Source organism: Pseudomonas sp. FJ2-5-13, from assembly GCF_029201605.1.
Lineage (GTDB): Bacteria > Pseudomonadota > Gammaproteobacteria > Pseudomonadales > Pseudomonadaceae > Aquipseudomonas > Aquipseudomonas lactis.
On the sequence record NZ_CP104045.1, the window covers coordinates 4,447,845 to 4,466,752 of the forward strand.

Genomic DNA, 18,908 nt, shown 5'->3' on the forward strand with positions numbered 1-18,908 from the left:
CACGGTAAGTGCAAAAGAAGCCGGATCCAGAGTTGGAATGAGACCTAAATGTGGGAGCGGGCTTGCTCGCGAAAGCGGCGTGTCATTCAACACACTCGGCGACTGTTACACCGCATTCGCGAGCAAGCCCGCTCCCACACTTTGATCGGGTTTCCAGCCCGAGATAGTAGTTTTTCAGCGACGTTCGATTGGCACGAACTTGCGCTGCTCAACGCCGGTGTACTCGGCGCTTGGACGGATGATGCGGTTGTTGGCGCGCTGCTCGAACACGTGCGCAGCCCAGCCGGTCAGGCGCGAGCACACGAAGATCGGCGTGAACAGCTTGGTCGGAATGCCCATGAAGTGGTACGCCGAGGCATGGTAGAAGTCGGCGTTGGGAAACAGCTTTTTCTGTTCCCACATGGTCTTGTCGATGGCTTCGGAGACCGGGAACAATACGGTGTCGCCCACTTCGTCAGCGAGTTTTTTCGACCAGCCCTTGATCACCTCATTGCGCGGATCGCTGTCTTTATAGATCGCGTGGCCAAAGCCCATGATCTTGTCTTTGCGCGCCAACATGCCAAGGGTGCCTTCAACCGCTTCCTGGGCCGAGGAGAAACGCTCGATCATTTCCATCGCTGCTTCGTTGGCACCGCCGTGCAGCGGGCCGCGCAGGGAGCCGATGGCAGCGGTGACGCAGGAATACAGATCGGACAGGGTCGATGCACACACCCGTGCGGTGAAGGTCGAAGCGTTGAATTCGTGTTCGGCGTAGAGGATCAGTGACACGTTCATCACTTTGACGTGCAGCTCGCTCGGCTTCTTGCCATGCAGCAGGTGCAGGAAGTGGCCGCCGATGCTCGGTTCGTCGGTCACGCAGTCGATGCGCTGGCCGTCGTGGCTGAAGCGATACCAGTAGCACATGATCGCTGGGAACGCGGCGAGCAGGCGGTCGGTGACATCGCGCTGCACGCTGAAATCTTTCTCGGGCTCGATATTGCCCAGGAACGAGCAACCGGTGCGCATCACGTCCATCGGGTGGGCGTCGGCGGGGATGCGTTCGAGCACTTCTTTCAGGGCTTGGGGCAGGTCACGCAGTTTGCTCAGCTTGTTGCTGTAGGCGTCCAGTTCTGCCTGGGTTGGCAATTCACCGTACAGCAGCAGGTAGGCGACTTCTTCAAACTGGGCGTCGGCGGCCAGTTCGCGCACGTCGTAGCCACGGTAGGTCAGGCCGGCGCCGGCCTGGCCCACGGTGGACAGTGCAGTCTGCCCGGCGACCTGGCCACGCAGGCCAGCACCACTCAATACTTTAGCTTCAGCCATGTTCGTTCTCCAATTTTGTAGTTGTTCAGGGAACCACAGGGTTTATTTTTTCGCGGCGAACAGCGCGTCGAGCTTCTGCTCGAAGGTGTGGTAGTCGATGCGATCGTAAAGCTCCATGCGCGTTTGCATGGTGTCGATCACGTTCTGCTGGGTACCGTCGCGACGAATCGCGGTGTAGACATTCTCGGCGGCCTTGTTCATGGCACGGAAGGCCGAGAGCGGGTACAGCACAATGGAAACATCCGCAGATTTCAACTGTTCGGTGGTGTACAGCGGTGTCGCGCCGAACTCGGTGATGTTCGCCAGGATCGGCGCCTTCACGCGGGAGGCGAACAGCTTGTACATCTCCAGTTCAGTGATGGCTTCCGGGAACACCATGTCGGCACCGGCCTCGATGCACGCGGCGGCACGTTCCAGGGCAGACTCCAGGCCCTCGACCGCCAGGGCATCGGTGCGCGCCATGATCACGAAGCTGTCATCGGTACGCGCATCCACGGCGGCCTTGATGCGGTCGACCATTTCCTGCTGGGACACGATTTCTTTGTTCGGGCGGTGACCGCAGCGCTTGGCGCCGACCTGGTCTTCGATATGAATGGCGGCGGCGCCGAACTTGATCATCGACTTGACGGTACGCGCCACGTTGAACGCCGAGGAGCCGAAACCGGTGTCCACGTCCACCAGCAGCGGCAGGTCGCACACGTCGGTAATGCGGCGCACGTCGGTGAGCACGTCATCCAAGCCGGTGATGCCCAGGTCTGGCACGCCGAGGGAGCCGGCGGCTACACCGCCACCTGACAGGTAAATCGCCTTGAAACCAGCGCGCTTGGCCAAGAGCGCGTGGTTGGCGTTGATGGCGCCCACCACTTGCAAGGGCTGTTCGCTGGCGACGGCGTCACGGAAACGCTGGCCGGGAGTGCTGTTGTTGTTGGAACTCATGACTCACCTCGTGATGAAGGCGCACCGTCCGGGAAGTGACGGGCAATGTTGCGTTTGGAGGCGCCGATATGTCGGCGCATCAACAGTTCGGCCAGTTCACCGTCGCGATCGGCAATCGCGTCCAGAATGCGGTGATGCTCGGCAAAGGCCTGGCGTGGACGATTGGGGGTGGCGGAGAACTGGATGCGATACATGCGCACCAATTGGTACAGCTCGCCGCAGAGCATTTGGGTGAGGGTGCGGTTACCGGCGCCTTGAATGATGCGGTAGTGAAAATCGAAGTCGCCTTCCTGCTGGTAATAGCCGACACCGGCCTGGAACGCCGCGTCCCGTTCGTGGGTGTGCAACACCTGGCGCAGTTCTTCGATTTCCGCGTCGGTCATGCGCTCGGCGGCCAGGCGACAGGCCATGCCCTCGAGGGACTCGCGAATTTCGTACAGTTCGACCAACTCGGCGTGGCTCAAAGACACCACGCGCGCGCCGACGTGAGGCACCCGCACCAGCAGGCGCTGGCCTTCCAGGCGATGGATCGCTTCGCGCAATGGGCCGCGGCTGATGCCGTAGGTGCGCGCCAGCTCCGGCTCGGAAATCTTGCTGCCGGGGGCGATTTCGCCTTTGACGATGGCGGCCTGGATACGCCGGAAGACGTTCTCCGACATGGTCTGGGAATCGTCTGGTGCCACGGCTGGTTTTTCCAGTTGCTCCAACATATTGTCGACACCTTTAAAAGCAATGCCGCAAAAACTAGTCAATTAGCCCCGCATAGTCAAAGAATAAATACACATTGTCGACAATCGTCTAATAACCGCCTCATTCGCTTGCCAAGGCATGGCCGCCTGCCAGCGCTGGCGCCAAAAAAGCATCATGTTAGAATGCCCGCCGCTTTTGCCTGACATCAGATGATGAAAGGGCGCACCCGAGATTGCGCAGCAATGCCAGTCGCCTTGAAATGAACAGTGCACTGCCCTGCCTCAGGATTTATGAGACTCAAGCCTTACCTACTAGTGATGTGCCTGCTGTGCATACCGAGCCTTGGCGCTGGCGCCGAGAAGACCGTGTACGGCCTGAATGAATACGCCAAGCTTGCAGGTATCGACCTGGAAGTGGCGGCCAAACTCGACACCGGCGCCAAGACCGCCTCGTTGAGTGCCCGCGATATCAAGCGCTTCAAGCGCAATGGCGAATCCTGGGTCCGCTTCTACTTGGCCATCGACACCGCCCATTCCCACCCCATCGAACTGCCCCTGGCGCGTGTCAGCAAGATCAAGCGCCGCGCCGGCGACTACGACCCCGATGAAGACAAGAACTACACCGCCCGCCCAGTGATTGCGCTGGATATCTGCATGGGCAGTGCTTTACGCAGCATCGAAGTGAACTTGACTGACCGCAGCGCATTCCAATACCCGCTGCTGATTGGCTCCGAAGCCTTGAAACGCTTTGATGCGCTGGTCGACCCCAGTCTTAAATATGCAGCAGGCAAACCCGCCTGCGCCGCCGACGCTTAATACCGCCGAGTAAACCGAATGCGCTCTCTGACCCTGCACCTGAAAATCCTGATCACCTTGCTGGTGGTGCTGGGCATTTCGGTCACCGCCTATCAGATCTTCGTGCTGGGGATTCCCGTCACCGAAGATGCCACCGACGACTTGTGGAACATCGACGCCAAGGTCGAGTTCGTCGCCAACCCGAAAGACCCGGTCAAGATCCAGATGTTCGTGCCGCCCCTGAGCCGCGACTTCGTCAGCCTCAATGAGAGCTTTATCTCCAACAACTACGGGGTGAGCGTCAACCGCATCGACGGCAACCGCAAGGTCACCTGGTCGGCGCGCCGGGCCAAGGGCAACCAGACCCTCTATTACCGCCTGGTGCTGACCAAGCGCTACAGCGGCGAGAAGGTCAAGATCAAAGGCCCGACCTTCCGCGACAGCATCGCCGTGGAAGGCCCGGAGAAGATCGCCGCCGAAGCCCTGCTGGCGCCGATCCGCCAGCACTCGGCCGACGTCGAGACCTTTATCAGCGAAGCCATCAAGCGCACCAACAACCTCAACGACGACAATGTGAAGTTGCTGCTGGCCGGCGACCCCTCGACGCCGCACAAAGCCAAGATCGTCGAACTGCTGCTGTCCATCGCCCACGTGCCAGTTGAGAAAGTCCACACCATCCGCCTGGTGGCCGACCAGCCGCAAACCCCGGAGCTGTGGCTGCGCAGTTTCAACGGCAACGACTGGCTGTACTTCAACCCGGAGACCGGCGAACAGGGCCTGCCCGCCGACCGCCTGCTGTGGTGGACCGGCGATGAAAACCTGATCACGGTCGATGGCGGCAAGAAGGCCATGGTGACCTTCAGCCTCAACAACAGCGAAATGAACGCGATTCGCCTGGCCAAGCTGACCGACGAAAACACCGACGCCAACTTCCTCGAATACTCGCTGTACGGCCTGCCGCTGCAAACCCAGCAGACCTTCATGATCATGGTGATGATCCCGATTGGCGTGCTGGTGATCCTGATCCTGCGTAACCTCATCGGCCTGCAGACCCTGGGCACCTTCACCCCCGTGCTGATCGCCCTGGCGTTCCGCGAGACCCAGTTGGGCTTCGGGATTGTGCTGTTCACGATCATCACGGCCCTGGGCCTGTCGCTCAGGTCGTACCTTGAACACCTGAAACTGCAAATGCTGCCGAGGCTGTCGGTGGTGCTGACCTTCGTGGTGGTGTTGATTGCCGCCATCAGCCTGTTCAGCCACAAGCTGGGGCTGGAACGGGGCTTGTCGGTGGCGCTGTTCCCGATGGTGATCCTGACCATGACCATCGAGCGCCTGTCGATCACCTGGGAGGAGCGTGGCGCCAACCATGCGCTGAAAGTCGCGATTGGCACGCTGTTCGCCGCCTCCCTGGCGCACCTGATCATGAGCGTGCCGGAGCTGGTGTACTTCGTGTTCACCTTCCCGGCGATCCTGTTGATTCTGGTGGGCTTCATGCTGGCCATGGGTCGCTATCGCGGCTATCGCCTCACCGAGCTGGTGCGCTTCAAGGCGTTCCTGAAGGCTGACTCTTGATGTTCGGCTTCTGGAAGACCTGGAAGGCCCTGGAAGCGCGGGGGATCATGGGCATCAACCGGCGTAATGCCGACTACGTGCTCAAGTACAACAAGCGCAGCCTGTACCCTATCGTGGATGACAAGATCATCACCAAGGAACGGGCGCTGGCGGCCGGCATCCACGTGCCGGAAATGTACGGGGTGATCTCCACCGAAAAGGAAATCGACAAGCTCGACGAGATTATCGGTGGGCGCAGCGACTTCGTGATCAAGCCCGCCCAGGGCGCCGGCGGTGACGGCATCCTGGTGGTGGCCGACCGGTTTGAAGGGCGCTATCGCACGGTGTCCGGCAAAATCATCAGCCATGAGGAGATCGAGCACCAGATTTCCAGCATCCTCACCGGCCTGTATTCCCTGGGCGGCCACCGCGACCGCGCATTGATCGAGTACCGCGTGGTGCCCGACCAGATCTTCAAGAGCATCAGCTACGAAGGCGTGCCAGACATCCGCATCATCGTGCTGATGGGCTACCCGGTGATGGCGATGCTGCGCTTGCCCACCCGCCAGTCCGGCGGCAAGGCCAACCTGCACCAGGGCGCGATCGGCGTGGGTGTAGACCTGGCCACCGGCCTGACCCTGCGCGGCACCTGGCTGAACAACATCATCACCAAGCACCCCGACACCACCAACGCGGTAGATGGCGTGCAACTGCCCAACTGGGACGGTTTCATGAAGCTCGCCGCCGGCTGCTACGAGCTGTGCGGGCTGGGTTATATCGGCGTGGACATGGTGCTGGACCAGGAAAAAGGCCCGCTGATCCTTGAGCTGAACGCACGGCCTGGGCTGAACATCCAGATTGCCAACGACTGCGGCCTGACTTTACGCACCCATGCGGTGGAGGCACGACTGGAAGAACTCAAGGCGGCCGGCGTGACAGAAACGCCGGAAGAGCGTGTGAAGTTCGTGCAGGAAATGTTCGGCCATATACCGCCCGTGGAAGGCTGATCCGGTCTTCGAACTGTCTATCCCCGACATCCCCTCTAGGAGCAAATCCTACAGGGGACTACAATCCCTCCCCCGCGCCACTGGCTGATCCACCCCCGCATGTCGACCTGTTCCGTATACCCGTTGCCCTACCGGGCCAATCCCACCGAGTTCTTTGCGGTCATTCGCCACGCCCCTGGTGCGGTGCTGCTCGACAGCGGCCGCCCGATGGCTGTTCGCGGCCGGTATGACCTGCTCAGTGCCTGGCCCGAAGCGACCCTGACGGTTGGGCCGGACGAAAGTGGCGGTGATTTCCTGCAACGCTTGCGCAAGAACCTGACGCAGTTGGGTCAAGCGACATTGCCTGACGGCTATGACTTACCGTTTGCCGGTGGTTTGATCGGTTACCTGAGCTATGACTTTGGTCGGCACCTGGAGCAGGTTTCACACCTGGCCGTGGACGATTTGCATCTGCCCGATGCGCGTTTCGGGCTCTATGCCTGGGCGCTGGTCAGCGATCACCAGGTGCAAACCAGCCAGTTGGTCTTTCACCCTGCGCTGGCCGACAGCGAGCGGCAACGCTTGATCAACGTGTTCAGTCAGGCACAAAACGATGCGCCGACGACCTTCAAGCTTCACGGCCCCATGGTCCCGGACCTCAGCGCCGAGGCGTATCACCAGGCCATCATTCGCATCCAGGATTACATCCAGGCCGGCGACTGCTACCAGGTCAACTTTGCCCAACGCTTTCGTGCGCCGTGCATCGGCGATCCATGGGCAGCCTACTGCGCGCTGCGCGAAGCCTGCCCGACGCCGTTTTCCGGGTTCCAGAGTTTGCCCGATGACGGCGCGGTGCTGAGCCTGTCGCCGGAACGCTTTGTGCGCATCAGCGAGCGTCAGGTGGAAACCCGCCCGATCAAGGGCACCCGCCCTCGCGGTTTAACACCGGAAGAGGACGCTGCCAACGCCGATGAGTTGCTCGCCAGCCCCAAGGACCGTGCAGAAAACCTGATGATCGTTGACCTGCTGCGCAACGACCTCGGCCGCAGTTGCCGCATAGGCTCAGTGAAAGTGCCGGAGCTGTTCAGCCTGGAAAGCTACCCCAACGTGCACCACCTGGTGAGCAGCGTCACCGGCGTATTGGCCGACGACAAAGACGCCCTCGACCTGATCGCCGGCAGCTTCCCCGGCGGCTCCATCACCGGCGCACCGAAGATTCGTGCGATGCAGATTATCGACGAGCTTGAACCCACCCGCCGCGGGCTCTATTGCGGCTCGCTGGTGTACCTGGACGTGCGCGGCGAGATGGACAGCTCCATTGCCATCCGCAGCTTGCTGGTCAAGGACGGGCAGGTGTGTTGCTGGGGTGGCGGTGGGATTGTGGCGGACTCAGAGTGGCAGGCGGAGTATCAGGAGTCGCTGACGAAGGTGCGGGTGTTGTTACAGACATTGGAAAGTTTGTAGGGCCTGTACCGGCCCCATCGGGGGCAAGCCCCCTCCCACCTTCGACCGCGCCGCGATCAAAGGTGGGAGCTGGCTTGCCTGCGATGGGGCAATCAGCCTCGCAGAAACACTTACAGGCTCAACTGCCGATTCGACGCCTTGATAAACTCTTTCTTCAGGTCTTCAAACGTATGCACCGCCGGGAACTGCGGGAATTCGCGAATCACATTGTCCGGCGCATGGAACAGAATCCCGCGGTCAGCTTCACCCAGCATGCTGGTGTCGTTGTAGGAATCACCGGCAGCGATCACGCGGTAGTAGAGGGTTTTGAATGCCAGCACCGATTGGCGCTTGGGGTCTTTCTGGCGCAGTTGGTAGCTGACCACCCGGTCGGTTTCATCGGTGATCAAGCGGTGGCAAAGCAAAGTCGGGAAACCCAGCTGACGCATCAGCGGTTGGGAGAATTCGTAGAAGGTGTCGGACAGGATCACCACCTGGAAACGCTCACGCAGCCAGTTGACGAACTCGATGGCGCCGTCCAGCGGCTTGAGTGTGGCGATCACAGCCTGGATATCGGCCAGCTTGAGCCCATGCTCGTCGAGGATGCGCAGGCGTTGCTGCATCAGCACGTCGTAGTCGGGGATGTCACGGGTGGTGGCGCGCAGGGATTCGATACCGGTTTTTTCGGCGAAGGCGATCCAGATTTCCGGAACCAGCACCCCTTCCAGGTCAAGGCAGGCAATTTCCACACGACACTCCTATTAGATGTTGTTAGTTGAGCGAGCAAAAGGACTGCCGAACTCTAGCGACTCAAGCCCGCCGCCGCAACGCGGGACAGATTTTGATACCATCGCCCTCCTAGAGAGCGCTCAGCGCCACTGACCTGTAGGAACCGTCCTGATGAACCAAGCCTTCGACGTCGTTGAACTCGCCACGACTTATGCCAACAAGTCTGCCCAGGACATTCTCAAGCTGGCGTTCAGCCAGTTCGACGATGACCTGTGGATTTCCTTCAGCGGTGCCGAGGATGTGGTGCTGGTGGACATGGCCTGGAAGCTGAACAAGAACGTCAAGGTGTTCAGCCTCGACACCGGACGCCTGCACCCGGAGACGTACCGGTTTATCGAGCAGGTGCGTGAGTTCTACAAGATCGACATCGAGCTGATCTCGCCGGACCCGAGCAAGCTGGAGCCCTTCGTCAAAGAAAAAGGCCTGTTCAGTTTCTATAAGGACGGCCATGGCGAATGCTGCGGCATCCGCAAGATCGAACCGCTGCGCCGCAAACTCGCAGGTGTGAGTGCCTGGGCCACCGGCCAGCGCCGCGACCAGAGCCCCGGCACCCGCAGCCAGGTGGCGGCGCTGGAAATCGACACGGCGTTCTCCACGCCGGAACGCACCCTGTACAAATTCAACCCGCTGGCGCAGATGACCAGCGAAGAGGTCTGGGGTTACATCCGCATGCTGGAGCTGCCGTACAACAGCCTGCATGAGCGCGGCTTCATCAGCATCGGCTGCGAGCCCTGCACCCGGCCGGTATTGCCCCGCCAGCATGAGCGCGAAGGCCGCTGGTGGTGGGAAGAAGCCACGCAGAAGGAATGCGGGCTGCATGCGGGGAATATCATCAGCAAGGCTTGAGCCTCTGATGCGGTCAAAAACCCTGTAGGAGCGAGCTTGCTCGCGATAAACGTCAACGATAACGCGGGCTTCCTGAATGAACGCGGGGTCGTTAAGTTTTTCGCGAGCAAGCTCGCTCCTACAGAAAGCGAGATTTGCTTTGTGGCCGGGCAAATCTTGTACACAACCCTGTAACCATAAGTGCCATTTTTGTGTGCAACTTAATATACAACGCACCAAAACGTAACATCTCCCTGCGCCAATGGCGCCGTCTATAAATAGCCCTCCAATTAACAAAAAAATAAATACCTGTTCAAACGGTCAACTTATAGTGCCCGTAATTCAGTAAGTTATTCTCAACCTATATAAAAACGAAATTAGCCAATATTTTCATATATCGAGAATTGGCACGCATATGGCTTAGGCAGAAGTACGCTTTGTATACAATCAATACAGAACCTACATACACTTTGCCATCCGCCGCTTTGCTGCAGATGCGCTGGAGCCTGCCGGAATGCGTACAAGTCTCTCGAACACCCTCGCACTGGATCTGCCCTCCTCCCCATTAAATCCTGCAGCCACAGGCCCCGGCCCGCTGGTGCTCAGCCCACGCCTGCACAACAAGGACCTGGCGCCCACCAAGGTCGAAGGTCGGCGCTGGGGGCGCTATAGCATCTTTGCGTTGTGGACCAATGACGTGCACAACATCGCCAACTACTCATTCGCCATCGGCTTATATGCATTAGGCCTGGGCGGCTGGCAAATATTGCTGTCCCTGGGGATCGGCGCGGCGCTGGTGTACTTCTTCATGAACTTGTCGGGCTACATGGGGCAGAAGACCGGTGTGCCGTTTCCGGTTATCAGCCGCATCAGTTTTGGCATCCACGGGGCGCAGATTCCGGCATTGATCAGGGCGGTAATTGCGATTGCCTGGTTTGGGATCCAGACCTACCTGGCCTCGGTGGTTTTCCGCGTACTGCTGACAGCCATTCATCCAGGGTTTGCCGATTATGACCACGACTCGGTTCTCGGCCTGTCGACCTTAGGTTGGGCGTGCTTTGTGGCGATCTGGCTGGTGCAGTTGGTGATCCTCGCCTATGGCATGGAAATGGTACGTCGCTATGAAGGCTTCGCCGGGCCGGTGATTCTGCTGACCGTGGCCGCACTGGCCGGCTGGATGTACTTCCAGGCGAACGGGCAGATTGCCTGGTCGATTCGCGAGCCCCTGAGTGGCGGCGAGATGTGGCGCAATATCTTTGCCGGCGGCGCGCTGTGGCTGGCAATCTACGGCACCTTGATCCTCAACTTCTGCGACTTCGCCCGTTCCTCACCCTGCCGCAGGACTATCCAGGTCGGCAACTTCTGGGGCCTGCCGGTGAATATCCTGGTGTTCGCCGCCATCACCGTGCTGCTGTGCGGCGGGCAGTTCCAACTCAATGGCCGGGTGATCGAAAGCCCGACCGAGATCATCGCGGCGATCCCCAACACCTTCTTTCTGGTGCTCGGCTGCCTGGCTTTCCTGATCGTCACCGTGGCGGTGAACATCATGGCCAACTTCGTCGCCCCGGCCTTTGTACTGAGCAACCTGGCGCCCAAGTACCTGAACTTCCGCCGCGCCGGGTTGATCAGCGCCTTCGTTGCCGTGCTGATCCTGCCGTGGAACCTCTACAACAGCCCACTGGTGATCGTGTATTTCCTCTCTGGCCTGGGCGCGCTGCTGGGGCCGCTGTACGGGGTGATCATGGTCGATTACTGGCTGATCCGTAAAAGCCAGGTGGACGTGCCGCAGCTGTACAGCGAAGACCCCCAAGGCATTTATTACTACAGCCGGGGGGTGAATATGCGTGCGGTGGCGGCGTTCATACCGGCGGCGGTGATCGCCATCCTGCTGGCGCTGTTGCCGGGGTTTGCCAGCGTCTCGCCGTTTTCCTGGTTGTTTGGCGCAGGCATTGCCGGGTTGCTGTACCTGCTGATTGCCAAGCGTCAACCGCACTACGCCGATGTCAGCGGCGAAAGCATTGCCGTCGATAACGTCAGTCATTAAACAAGGACTTTCCATGCGTATCCTCGTGGTCAACGTCAACACCACCGAATCCATCACCGAGACCATCGCCCAACAAGCACGGGCGGTGGCTTCACCGGGCACCGAGATTGTCGGGCTCACCCCGTACTTCGGCGCCGAATCGGTGGAAGGCAATTTTGAGAGCTACCTGGCGGCCATCGCCGTGATGGACCGGGTGATGGCCTACGACCAGCCCTTTGATGCGGTGATCCAGGCCGGCTATGGCGAACATGGCCGTGAAGGCCTGCAGGAACTGCTCAATGTGCCGGTGGTGGATATCACCGAAGCGGCGGCCAGCACCGCGATGTTCCTGGGGCACGCCTACTCGGTGGTGACCACCCTGGACCGCACGGTGCCGCTGATTGAAGACCGGCTGAAACTCGCCGGCCTCTACCAGCGTTGTGCTTCGGTGCGCGCCAGCGGCATGGCGGTGCTGGAACTGGAAGAAGACCCGCAGGGCGCCATGGAGGCCATCGTGCGCCAGGCCGAACTGGCCATCCGCGACGACAAGGCCGAGGTGATCTGCCTGGGCTGCGGCGGCATGGCCGGGCTGGATGAGCAAATTCGCCAGCGCACCGGGGTGCCAGTGGTAGACGGGGTGACGGCAGCGGTGATGGTGGCCGAGTCGTTGGTGCGGTTGGGGTTGTCGACGTCGAAGGTCAGGACGTACGCCACGCCGCGACCAAAGAAGGTCATCGGCTGGCCGGGCAAGTTCGGGCGGTAGACCGATGCGCCTGCATCGCGGGCAAGCCCGGCTCCCACAGTGATCGCGACCCAATGTGGGAGCCGGGCTTGCCCGCGATGGCCACAACTCGATATACCGCCCTGCTCAGATAGCACTGAACCGTTGAGCCAGTTTCTGCTCGGCAAACTGCTCAATAACGAAATCCACAAACGCCCGCGTCTTGCCCGGCAGCAATTTATGCTCGGCGTAGTAGATGGAAATATTGCCGTCGTCCACATACCAATCGGGTAACACTCGCACCAACGCACCGCTGTCCAGGAACGGCACCGCCATCGGCATGCTCACCAGCGCGATGCCAAGGCCCTGGGCACTGGCGCAGCACGCGGCTTCGGAGTCGCTCATGGTCATCGCCGGTTTCAGCACTAAAGGGCTGTGCTCGCGCTCACGGTGGGTCAGTTGCCATGAGCGCACCCGGCCAGTCTGCGGCGAGCGAATCAAGATGCCGAGGCAGTGCGACAGGTCGTCGGGCGCCAGTACTGGCAGGCGTCGCGCCAGGTAATCCGGTGACGCCACTAGCACCCGGTGCGCCGGGGTCAACTTGCGCGCCACCACACCTTGGGGCAACTCGAACCCGCCGCCGATGGCCGCATCGAAGCCTTGGCCGATCAGGTCGACCTGGCGGTTATCGAAGTGCCAGTCCGGACTGATATCCGGAAAGCGCCGCATAAATTCGCCCAACAAAGGCACCACATACCGATTGCCGAACACCGGCCCCATGCTGACCTTGAGCGTGCCGACGGGCCGCCCTTCGGCACTGGCCAGGTTGGCGACCGCATTCTGGATGGTGGTGAGGCTGCCGCTGACTTCCGCCAGGAACATCTTGCCGGCTTCGGTCAGCGCCAGGCGCCGAGTGCTGCGCTGAAACAGCCGCACACCGAGGCGCGCCTCCAGCTTGGCGACGCTTTTACCCACCGCTGCGGGAGTGAGGCTCAGGTGCCGTGCAGCCTCGGCAAAGCTGCCACCCTCGGCGCTGCGCACAAAGCATTCGATACTGCCAAAGCTTTCCATATCGCCCCACTCTAAACTTTTGGTTTACACAGACTATAGCAACCACGGGCTACCGAGCTGCGCGGGTGAGGTCGATACTCGCCCCATCAACTACCTCGGAGATCGACATGACCACACACAACCTCACCGGCAAAGTCGCCTTGATTCAAGGCGGTTCCCGCGGCATCGGCGCCGCCATCGTCAAGCGCCTCGCCGCCCAGGGCGCAGCGGTTGCCTTTACCTACGTCAGTTCGGCCGCCAAGGCCCAAGCGTTGCAGAACGAAGTGATCAGCGAAGGCGGCAAAGCCCTGGCGATACAGGCCGACAGCGCCGATGCCACGGCGATTCGCGCGGCGGTCAACGCTACAGTCGAGGCGTTTGGACGCCTGGATATCCTGGTGAATAACGCTGGCGTGCTGGCCATCGCGCCGCTGGACGAATTCAAGCTGGAAGACTTCGACCAGACCTTGGCGATCAACGTACGCAGCGTATTTATCGCCACCCAGGAAGCCGCCAAGCATATGGGCGAAGGTGGCCGGGTGATCAATATCGGCAGCACCAACGCCGAACGCATGCCCTTTGGCGGTGGCGGGCCCTACGCCATGAGCAAGGCGGCGCTGGTGGGGTTGACCAAGGGGTTGGCACGGGACCTGGGGCCACGGGGCATCACCATCAACAACGTGCAGCCTGGCCCGGTGGACACCGATATGAACCCGGCGAACAGTGATTTTGCCGAAAGCCTGATCGGGTTGATGGCGGTAGGTCGGTATGGGCATGTGGAGGAGATCGCCAGTTTTGTGGCGTATCTGGCCGGGCCGGAAGCGGGCTATATCACGGGCGCCAGCCTAACCATCGATGGTGGGTTCAGCGCCTGATTCTTTGCAGAACCGCAACCCAACTGTGGGAGCGGGCTTGCTCGCGAAGGCGGTGGGTCAGTTGATAAATCTACTGACTGACACCCTGCATTCGCGAGCAAGCCCGCTCCCACATTTTTGACCGCGCGGGGTCAGGCCATGGGAGGCAAGCCGTAGGCGGCCAGGTCAAAGTCGGCGAGTTTGCGAATAATCAGGTCAGCATGCTGGTACTTGCTGTCCGTCATCGCCTCATCGGGCACCGCAATGGCGGTCATGTTGGCAGCCTTCGCCGCCGTCACGCCAAACGGCGAGTCTTCGAACACCAGGCAATCCTCAGGCGCTACACCCAACCGGCGCGCGGCGGTGAGGAAGATATCCGGCGCGGGCTTGGCGGCGCCGACTTCCGGGTCGTCGGCGGTGACGATGGTGTCGAACAGGCCAAACCATTCACGGTGCAGGGTGGTCTTGTGGCCAAACGAATTACGCGATGAACTGGTGCCCACCGCAATCGGAATATTGTGCGCCCTCAAATGCCGCACCAACGCCTCGGCGCCGGGCATGCCCAGGGCCTTGGGAAAACGCTCGCTCATCAGCGGTTCACGAATTTCCAGAAACTCGGCGGGCGTGATCGGCAGGTCCAGCGCCTTGACCACATAGTCGGCCAAATCCTGGGCCCCCCGCCCGATGATGTGCTGTTTGATGCTCCAGTCGTAGGTACGGCCATAGCGTTCGGCAATGATCTGCGTCACTTCGGTGTAGATGCCTTCGGTATCCAGCAACAACCCGTCCATATCGAAAATCACGGCCTTGATCGGGACAGCGGTACGCGGTGCATTCATCACAACACAACCTTGGGGCGAGGACTAAAAGGATTCAGCACAATAACGGCCCTCGTTGCCTGCAAGCAACCTTCGTGGACCACGACCGTTGATTCATGACCCGTCGACACGGATCTGAAAATACCGATTGCAAACCTTATAAAAGACTTATTAACCTCCATGAACTCAATCCAATGGACGCGAAAAGCCGTCAAACAATTGCTTCGGTTGCATTCGTACTATCAGCATTTTCGACTGGGACGGCAGCATCCAGGTCGTCAGCATCCAAGAGGTTAAAAAACGTGACGAGCGAACCTACTGCCGTACAGATCATCCACAATACGCAGGGCAAGCCAGCCTATGTGGTGATTCCCTATGAACACTATGTGGCGCAGCAAAAAGATCCAAACCTGATCCCCCATGCGGTAGTCAGCCGCCTGGTGGATGGCGCAACACCTATCCGCGCGTGGCGCGAGCACCTGAGCTTGACCCAGGAAGAAGTCGCCCAACGCCTGGGTATTTCACAATCGGCATTTGCCCAGCAGGAGGCGGTCAGCAAACCTCGCCGCACCACGCGGGAAAAGATAGCCAAGGCGTTCGGTATCAATGCCAGTCAACTGGAGCTATAACGTCACCCGGCAAGAATTCACGTATTCCTTTACTCAGATCGAGCTCAAACATGCTCTACCGCCTAGCCGCCGACGGCCTCGTGCTGTTCCACCTGGCCTTTATCCTGTTCGTGCTGTTCGGTGGCCTGCTCACCCTGAAGTGGCCCAGGGTAATGTGGCTGCACTTGCCCGCCGTTGCCTGGGGCATCGCGGTGGAGGTGCTGCACCTGCCCTGCCCGCTCACCCGTTGGGAAAACCTGTTTCGCCACCTGGCCGGGCAGGACGGTTATGGCGGCGGGTTTATCGAGCACTACATCCTCACGCTGATCTACCCCGCCGGGCTGACTGCCAATATCCAATTGCTGTTGGGAGCCGTGGTGGTGGTGATCAACCTCGCGGTGTATGGGCGGGTTATCCGCCGTTACGTACAGGCTTGAGACAGCTGCGCTGGTGAAGAATCAGCGCACCTCAATCCGTCGTGGTTGCATCTATATGTGGGAGCTGTCGAGCCCCAGCGAGGCTGCGATGGGATCACCGCAGAGCACGCGCCAGACTGAGCCATCTGCATCCCAGCCTCGCTGATCGATTTCAATCTGCCATCTGAGCGCTTAAAGTGTCGCCCCCGAGAATTGAATCTCGAGCTTGAATCTATGGAGTTATAAGTGAAATACCTCAGTAAAGTCGTAGCAGCAGCCGTACTTGGTTTCACCCTGGCAGGTTGCACCGGCACCGCCATGAAAACCCAGCAATACGACGCCAGCCAATACACCGTGCTCGGCCACAGCGAAGCCAGCGCCACCGGCATCATGCTGCTGGGCGTCATCCCCATTGGCCAGAACAACCGCTTCGTGCGCGCCCAGGATGCAGCCATCAAGGCCAAGGGCGGCGACGCGCTGATCAACACCCAAGTGCAGGAAAAGTGGTTCTGGGCCTGGGTATTGAACGGCTACACCACCAAGATCTCCGGTGATGTGATCAAGCTGAAAACCGCGCAGTAAGTGTGAAACTGCCAGGGCGCTGACCCCGGCAAGCGACGTATCATGGGCCTGACCTTCGAGGATGGCCCATGAATCTCAGTATCGCTTACGCACTCGCCGCCGCCGCCCTGTTCGGGGCCAGCACCCCGCTGGCCAAAAGCCTTGGCCTGGGCCTCTCTCCCATCCTGCTCGCCGGCCTGTTCTACCTCGGCAGCGGCATCGGCCTTGCCGGTGTGCGCTTGATCCGTGATCGCGGCTGGAAACCTACCGGGCTAACCCCATCGGAATGGCCCTGGCTACTCGGCGCCATAGCCTTCGGCGGCATCCTCGGCCCCGTTGCATTGATGTTCGGCCTGACCCACACCACCAGCGCTAGCGCCTCGCTAATGCTCAACCTTGAGTCGGTACTGACCGCCGTGATCGCCTGGGTCGTGTTCCGCGAAAACGCCGACCGACGCATCGTCCTCGGCATGCTCGCCATTGTGCTGGGCGGCGTGGTGTTGTCAGGGTCCGGTGCTGACGGCAGCCGCCAGGACTGGACCGGACCGCTTGCCGTTGCGCTGGCGTGTTTGTGCTGGGGGATCGATAACAACCTCACGCGCAAAGTGTCCGCGTCTGACGCATTGTTTATCGCAGGTGCCAAAGGCTTGATTGCGGGGCTGGTCAATTGCAGCCTGGCACTTTACCTCGGGGCGCAGATTCCCGGCATGGCGCAACTGGCGCCGATTCTACTGGTAGGTTTCCTCGGCTATGGCATCAGCCTGGTGATGTTCGTGCTGGCCCTCCGCGGGCTGGGCAGCGCGCGCACCGGCGCTTACTTCTCCACGGCACCCTTTCTCGGTGCTGCAGTGGCGTTGCTGGTGTTTGGCGAGTCGGTGACCGTGGCCTTCTGGATTGCCTCGGCGCTGATGGCCGTGGGCGTGTGGCTGCACCTGACGGAGCGGCATGCCCATGAGCATCTGCATGAGGCAACGCAACATGGGCATTGGCATGTGCATGATGAGCATCATCAACATGAGCATGGGTTTGAGTGGGACTCGAAGGTGCCTCATAGCCATGTGCATGCACATGGGGTGATGAGGCATAGCCATGCGCATTTTCCGGATGTGCATCATCGGCATAGGCATTGAGGGCGGGCTTAGGCATAGGGTGTGACGTCATGCGGCCGCAGACTGAAAGGCCAGACAACTGAGCTGATAAAAGTTGTACTTTTCAAACCCAGAAATCACAAAACCCCTGGTTTCTTTCGAAACCAGGGGTTTTGTTTACATCGAATTTGGCGGTGAAGGAGAGATTCGAACTCTCGATACAATTTCTTGTATACACACTTTCCAGGCGTGCTCCTTAAGCCACTCGGACACTTCACCGTATCTCGTCAAACCAGTTCAGTCTGTCGAGGCGCGCTAATGTAGTCGAAAGCCTTTCTGATGGCAAAGGTTTTTTTCAGAATTTTCATGCGGTTAGACGGTTATGCCATTCACCGTCCGGCGAGGGGTGGTGATTGTGCCATTCTCGGGCATCGGCGGCAGGCGTCTGGAGCGCTTGCTGCGCCCTGCTGCGGGGTGTCTACCCATGGGGACGCGGGAAAAGCCTGACTGGGTAGTCAGTCACGGCGCTTTACCCGCGGGGGCGTGGTGAGTAACGTCTGTGCATCTATCTCTATAACAAGCCCTACAAGGAACCGCGTCATGAGTGAGTTGATTGCCTACCACTTCGAAGACGGTATCGCGACCCTGACCCTGAGCAACGGCAAGGTGAATGCCATTTCTCCGGCGGTGGTCAGTGAGTTTAATGCGGCGCTGGATCAGGCCGAGAAGGATCGGGCGGTGGTGATCATCACGGGCACGCCGGGGATTTTGTCGGGTGGTTATGACTTGAAGGTAATGACCGCCGGCCCTAAAGAGGCAATCAGCCTGGTGACCTCAGGCTCCACCCTGGCGCGGCGGATGTTGGCGCATCCGTTCCCGGTGATCGTGGCCTGCCCAGGCCATGCGGTGGCCAAGGGCGCGTTCCTGTTATTGTCGGCCGATTATCGGATTGGCGTCGAAGGCCCGTTCAGCATTGGTCTGAATGAAGTGGCGATTGGCATGACCATGCACCACGCCGGTATCGAGTTGGCGCGCGATCGCCTGCGTAAGTCGGCGTTTCAGCGTTCGGTGATCAATGCCGAGATGTTTGATCCACAAGGCGCCCTGCACGCAGGTTTCCTCGACAAGGTGGTTGCACCGGAAGAACTGCAAGCGGCTGCACTGGAAGCGGCACGGCAGTTGAAGAAGATCAATATGAACGCGCACAAGCACACCAAGTTGAAAGTGCGCCGCGCACTGCTCGAAGCCCTGGACGATGCAATCATCCAGGATCAGGGCCATAGCCTGAGCTAAGTCCTACACCTTTCGTGCCTGAGCCCGACCTTGAGTCGGGCTTTTTCTTACCTATAAATGTGAAACCTCCATAACCGCTCTAGTTAGCCGTTATCGGCCAATGTGGACACATGCGCTTAAACATCGGCTATCTCCTACGTCTGTAGGGGCAATTGCCGAA

Annotated in this window: 19 protein-coding genes, 1 tRNA gene and 1 pseudogene; 14 read left to right on the forward strand and 7 right to left on the reverse strand. The window is 60.0% G+C overall.

Annotated features, from left to right (window positions below):
• Positions 1–174: 174 nt before the first annotated feature.
• The 3 genes from prpC to N2A98_RS19590 are packed head-to-tail and all read right to left on the reverse strand — an operon-like array spanning position 175 to position 2,948.
• Complete coding sequence (gene prpC, locus N2A98_RS19580; RefSeq protein WP_003193317.1) at positions 175–1,302, reverse strand: 2-methylcitrate synthase; 1,128 nt, start codon at positions 1,300–1,302, stop codon at positions 175–177.
• Between the two features lie 42 nt (positions 1,303–1,344).
• Positions 1,345–2,238: a methylisocitrate lyase gene (gene prpB, locus N2A98_RS19585; protein WP_003193320.1), complete on the reverse strand. Its 894-nt coding sequence runs from the start codon at positions 2,236–2,238 to the stop codon at positions 1,345–1,347.
• The gene (locus tag N2A98_RS19590) at positions 2,235–2,948 is read right to left on the reverse strand and encodes a GntR family transcriptional regulator (RefSeq protein ID WP_003193321.1); all 714 of its coding nucleotides are present in this window, start codon (positions 2,946–2,948) and stop codon (positions 2,235–2,237) included. The genes prpB and N2A98_RS19590 overlap by 4 nt, the downstream gene beginning before the upstream one ends.
• Positions 2,949–3,218: 270 nt before the next feature.
• On the opposite strand from N2A98_RS19590, the gene N2A98_RS19595 reads away from it, so the two are divergent.
• The 4 genes from N2A98_RS19595 (at position 3,219) to pabB (ending at position 7,723) form a co-directional block, all read left to right on the forward strand.
• Positions 3,219–3,743, forward strand: a complete 525-nt coding sequence (locus N2A98_RS19595) for an ATP-dependent zinc protease (RefSeq protein WP_014719501.1) — start codon at positions 3,219–3,221, stop codon at positions 3,741–3,743.
• 18 nt (positions 3,744–3,761) lie between these two features.
• The gene (locus tag N2A98_RS19600; RefSeq protein ID WP_003193324.1) at positions 3,762–5,294 is read left to right on the forward strand and encodes an inactive transglutaminase family protein; all 1,533 of its coding nucleotides are present in this window, start codon (positions 3,762–3,764) and stop codon (positions 5,292–5,294) included.
• Positions 5,294–6,280, forward strand: coding sequence for an alpha-L-glutamate ligase-like protein (locus N2A98_RS19605; protein WP_003193326.1), 987 nt, complete (start codon positions 5,294–5,296; stop codon positions 6,278–6,280). Before N2A98_RS19600 ends, N2A98_RS19605 begins: the two co-directional genes overlap by 1 nt.
• A 99-nt stretch (positions 6,281–6,379) precedes the next feature.
• A complete protein-coding gene (gene pabB, locus N2A98_RS19610) occupies positions 6,380–7,723 on the forward strand; it encodes an aminodeoxychorismate synthase component I (RefSeq protein ID WP_275622530.1) in 1,344 nt (447 codons plus the stop codon).
• Between the two features lie 110 nt (positions 7,724–7,833).
• Here the strand turns inward: pabB and thrH are convergent, their stop codons facing one another.
• A complete protein-coding gene (gene thrH / locus N2A98_RS19615) occupies positions 7,834–8,451 on the reverse strand; it encodes a bifunctional phosphoserine phosphatase/homoserine phosphotransferase ThrH (RefSeq protein ID WP_069557570.1) in 618 nt (205 codons plus the stop codon).
• A 151-nt stretch (positions 8,452–8,602) separates the two neighbouring features.
• Between thrH and N2A98_RS19620 the strand changes: the two genes are divergently transcribed.
• From N2A98_RS19620 to N2A98_RS19630, 3 genes are all read left to right on the forward strand, one after another.
• Entirely contained in the window at positions 8,603–9,337 is a 735-nt protein-coding gene (locus N2A98_RS19620; protein WP_275622531.1) for a phosphoadenylyl-sulfate reductase, read from the forward strand.
• Between the two features lie 493 nt (positions 9,338–9,830).
• Entirely contained in the window at positions 9,831–11,360 is a 1,530-nt protein-coding gene (locus N2A98_RS19625; RefSeq protein ID WP_275622532.1) for an NCS1 family nucleobase:cation symporter-1, read from the forward strand.
• 13 nt (positions 11,361–11,373) lie between these two features.
• On the forward strand, positions 11,374–12,102 hold the full coding sequence (locus N2A98_RS19630) for an aspartate/glutamate racemase family protein (RefSeq protein WP_044275124.1): 729 nt from the start codon (positions 11,374–11,376) through the stop codon (positions 12,100–12,102).
• A 105-nt stretch (positions 12,103–12,207) separates the two neighbouring features.
• On the opposite strand, the gene N2A98_RS19635 is transcribed toward N2A98_RS19630, so the two are convergent.
• Positions 12,208–13,131, reverse strand: a complete 924-nt coding sequence (locus tag N2A98_RS19635; RefSeq protein ID WP_275622533.1) for a LysR family transcriptional regulator — start codon at positions 13,129–13,131, stop codon at positions 12,208–12,210.
• A gap of 107 nt (positions 13,132–13,238) precedes the next feature.
• Here N2A98_RS19635 and N2A98_RS19640 point away from each other — a divergent pair, with 107 nt between their 5' ends.
• Positions 13,239–13,985, forward strand: coding sequence for a 3-oxoacyl-ACP reductase family protein (locus N2A98_RS19640; protein ID WP_003193340.1), 747 nt, complete (start codon positions 13,239–13,241; stop codon positions 13,983–13,985).
• Between the two features lie 131 nt (positions 13,986–14,116).
• Here N2A98_RS19640 and N2A98_RS19645 read toward each other — a convergent pair whose 3' ends face one another.
• Complete coding sequence (locus N2A98_RS19645) at positions 14,117–14,803, reverse strand: HAD-IA family hydrolase (protein WP_275622534.1); 687 nt, start codon at positions 14,801–14,803, stop codon at positions 14,117–14,119.
• A gap of 159 nt (positions 14,804–14,962) precedes the next feature.
• Here N2A98_RS19645 and N2A98_RS19650 point away from each other — a divergent pair.
• The 5 genes and pseudogenes from N2A98_RS19650 to N2A98_RS19670 all read left to right on the forward strand — a co-directional run.
• Positions 14,963–15,101, forward strand: a pseudogene (locus N2A98_RS19650) (type II toxin-antitoxin system RelE/ParE family toxin); the annotation flags it as partial.
• Positions 15,085–15,411: a helix-turn-helix transcriptional regulator gene (locus tag N2A98_RS19655; RefSeq protein ID WP_032895771.1), complete on the forward strand. Its 327-nt coding sequence runs from the start codon at positions 15,085–15,087 to the stop codon at positions 15,409–15,411. The pseudogene N2A98_RS19650 and the gene N2A98_RS19655, both read left to right, overlap by 17 nt.
• Before the next feature lie 50 nt (positions 15,412–15,461).
• Positions 15,462–15,827 carry a DUF2784 domain-containing protein gene (locus tag N2A98_RS19660; protein WP_044275129.1) on the forward strand — a complete coding sequence of 122 codons (366 nt, stop codon included), beginning with the start codon at positions 15,462–15,464 and terminating at the stop codon, positions 15,825–15,827.
• A gap of 225 nt (positions 15,828–16,052) precedes the next feature.
• The gene (locus N2A98_RS19665; protein ID WP_032895768.1) at positions 16,053–16,388 is read left to right on the forward strand and encodes a hypothetical protein; all 336 of its coding nucleotides are present in this window, start codon (positions 16,053–16,055) and stop codon (positions 16,386–16,388) included.
• Between the two features lie 68 nt (positions 16,389–16,456).
• On the forward strand, positions 16,457–17,497 hold the full coding sequence (locus N2A98_RS19670) for a DMT family transporter (protein WP_275622535.1): 1,041 nt from the start codon (positions 16,457–16,459) through the stop codon (positions 17,495–17,497).
• Positions 17,498–17,644: 147 nt separating this feature from the next.
• Here the strand turns inward: N2A98_RS19670 and N2A98_RS19675 are convergent.
• Positions 17,645–17,734, reverse strand: a tRNA-Ser gene (locus tag N2A98_RS19675).
• Positions 17,735–18,055: 321 nt separating this feature from the next.
• Between N2A98_RS19675 and N2A98_RS19680 the strand changes: the two genes are divergently transcribed.
• On the forward strand, positions 18,056–18,748 hold the full coding sequence (locus N2A98_RS19680) for a crotonase/enoyl-CoA hydratase family protein (RefSeq protein WP_003193445.1): 693 nt from the start codon (positions 18,056–18,058) through the stop codon (positions 18,746–18,748).
• Positions 18,749–18,908 lie beyond the last annotated feature (160 nt).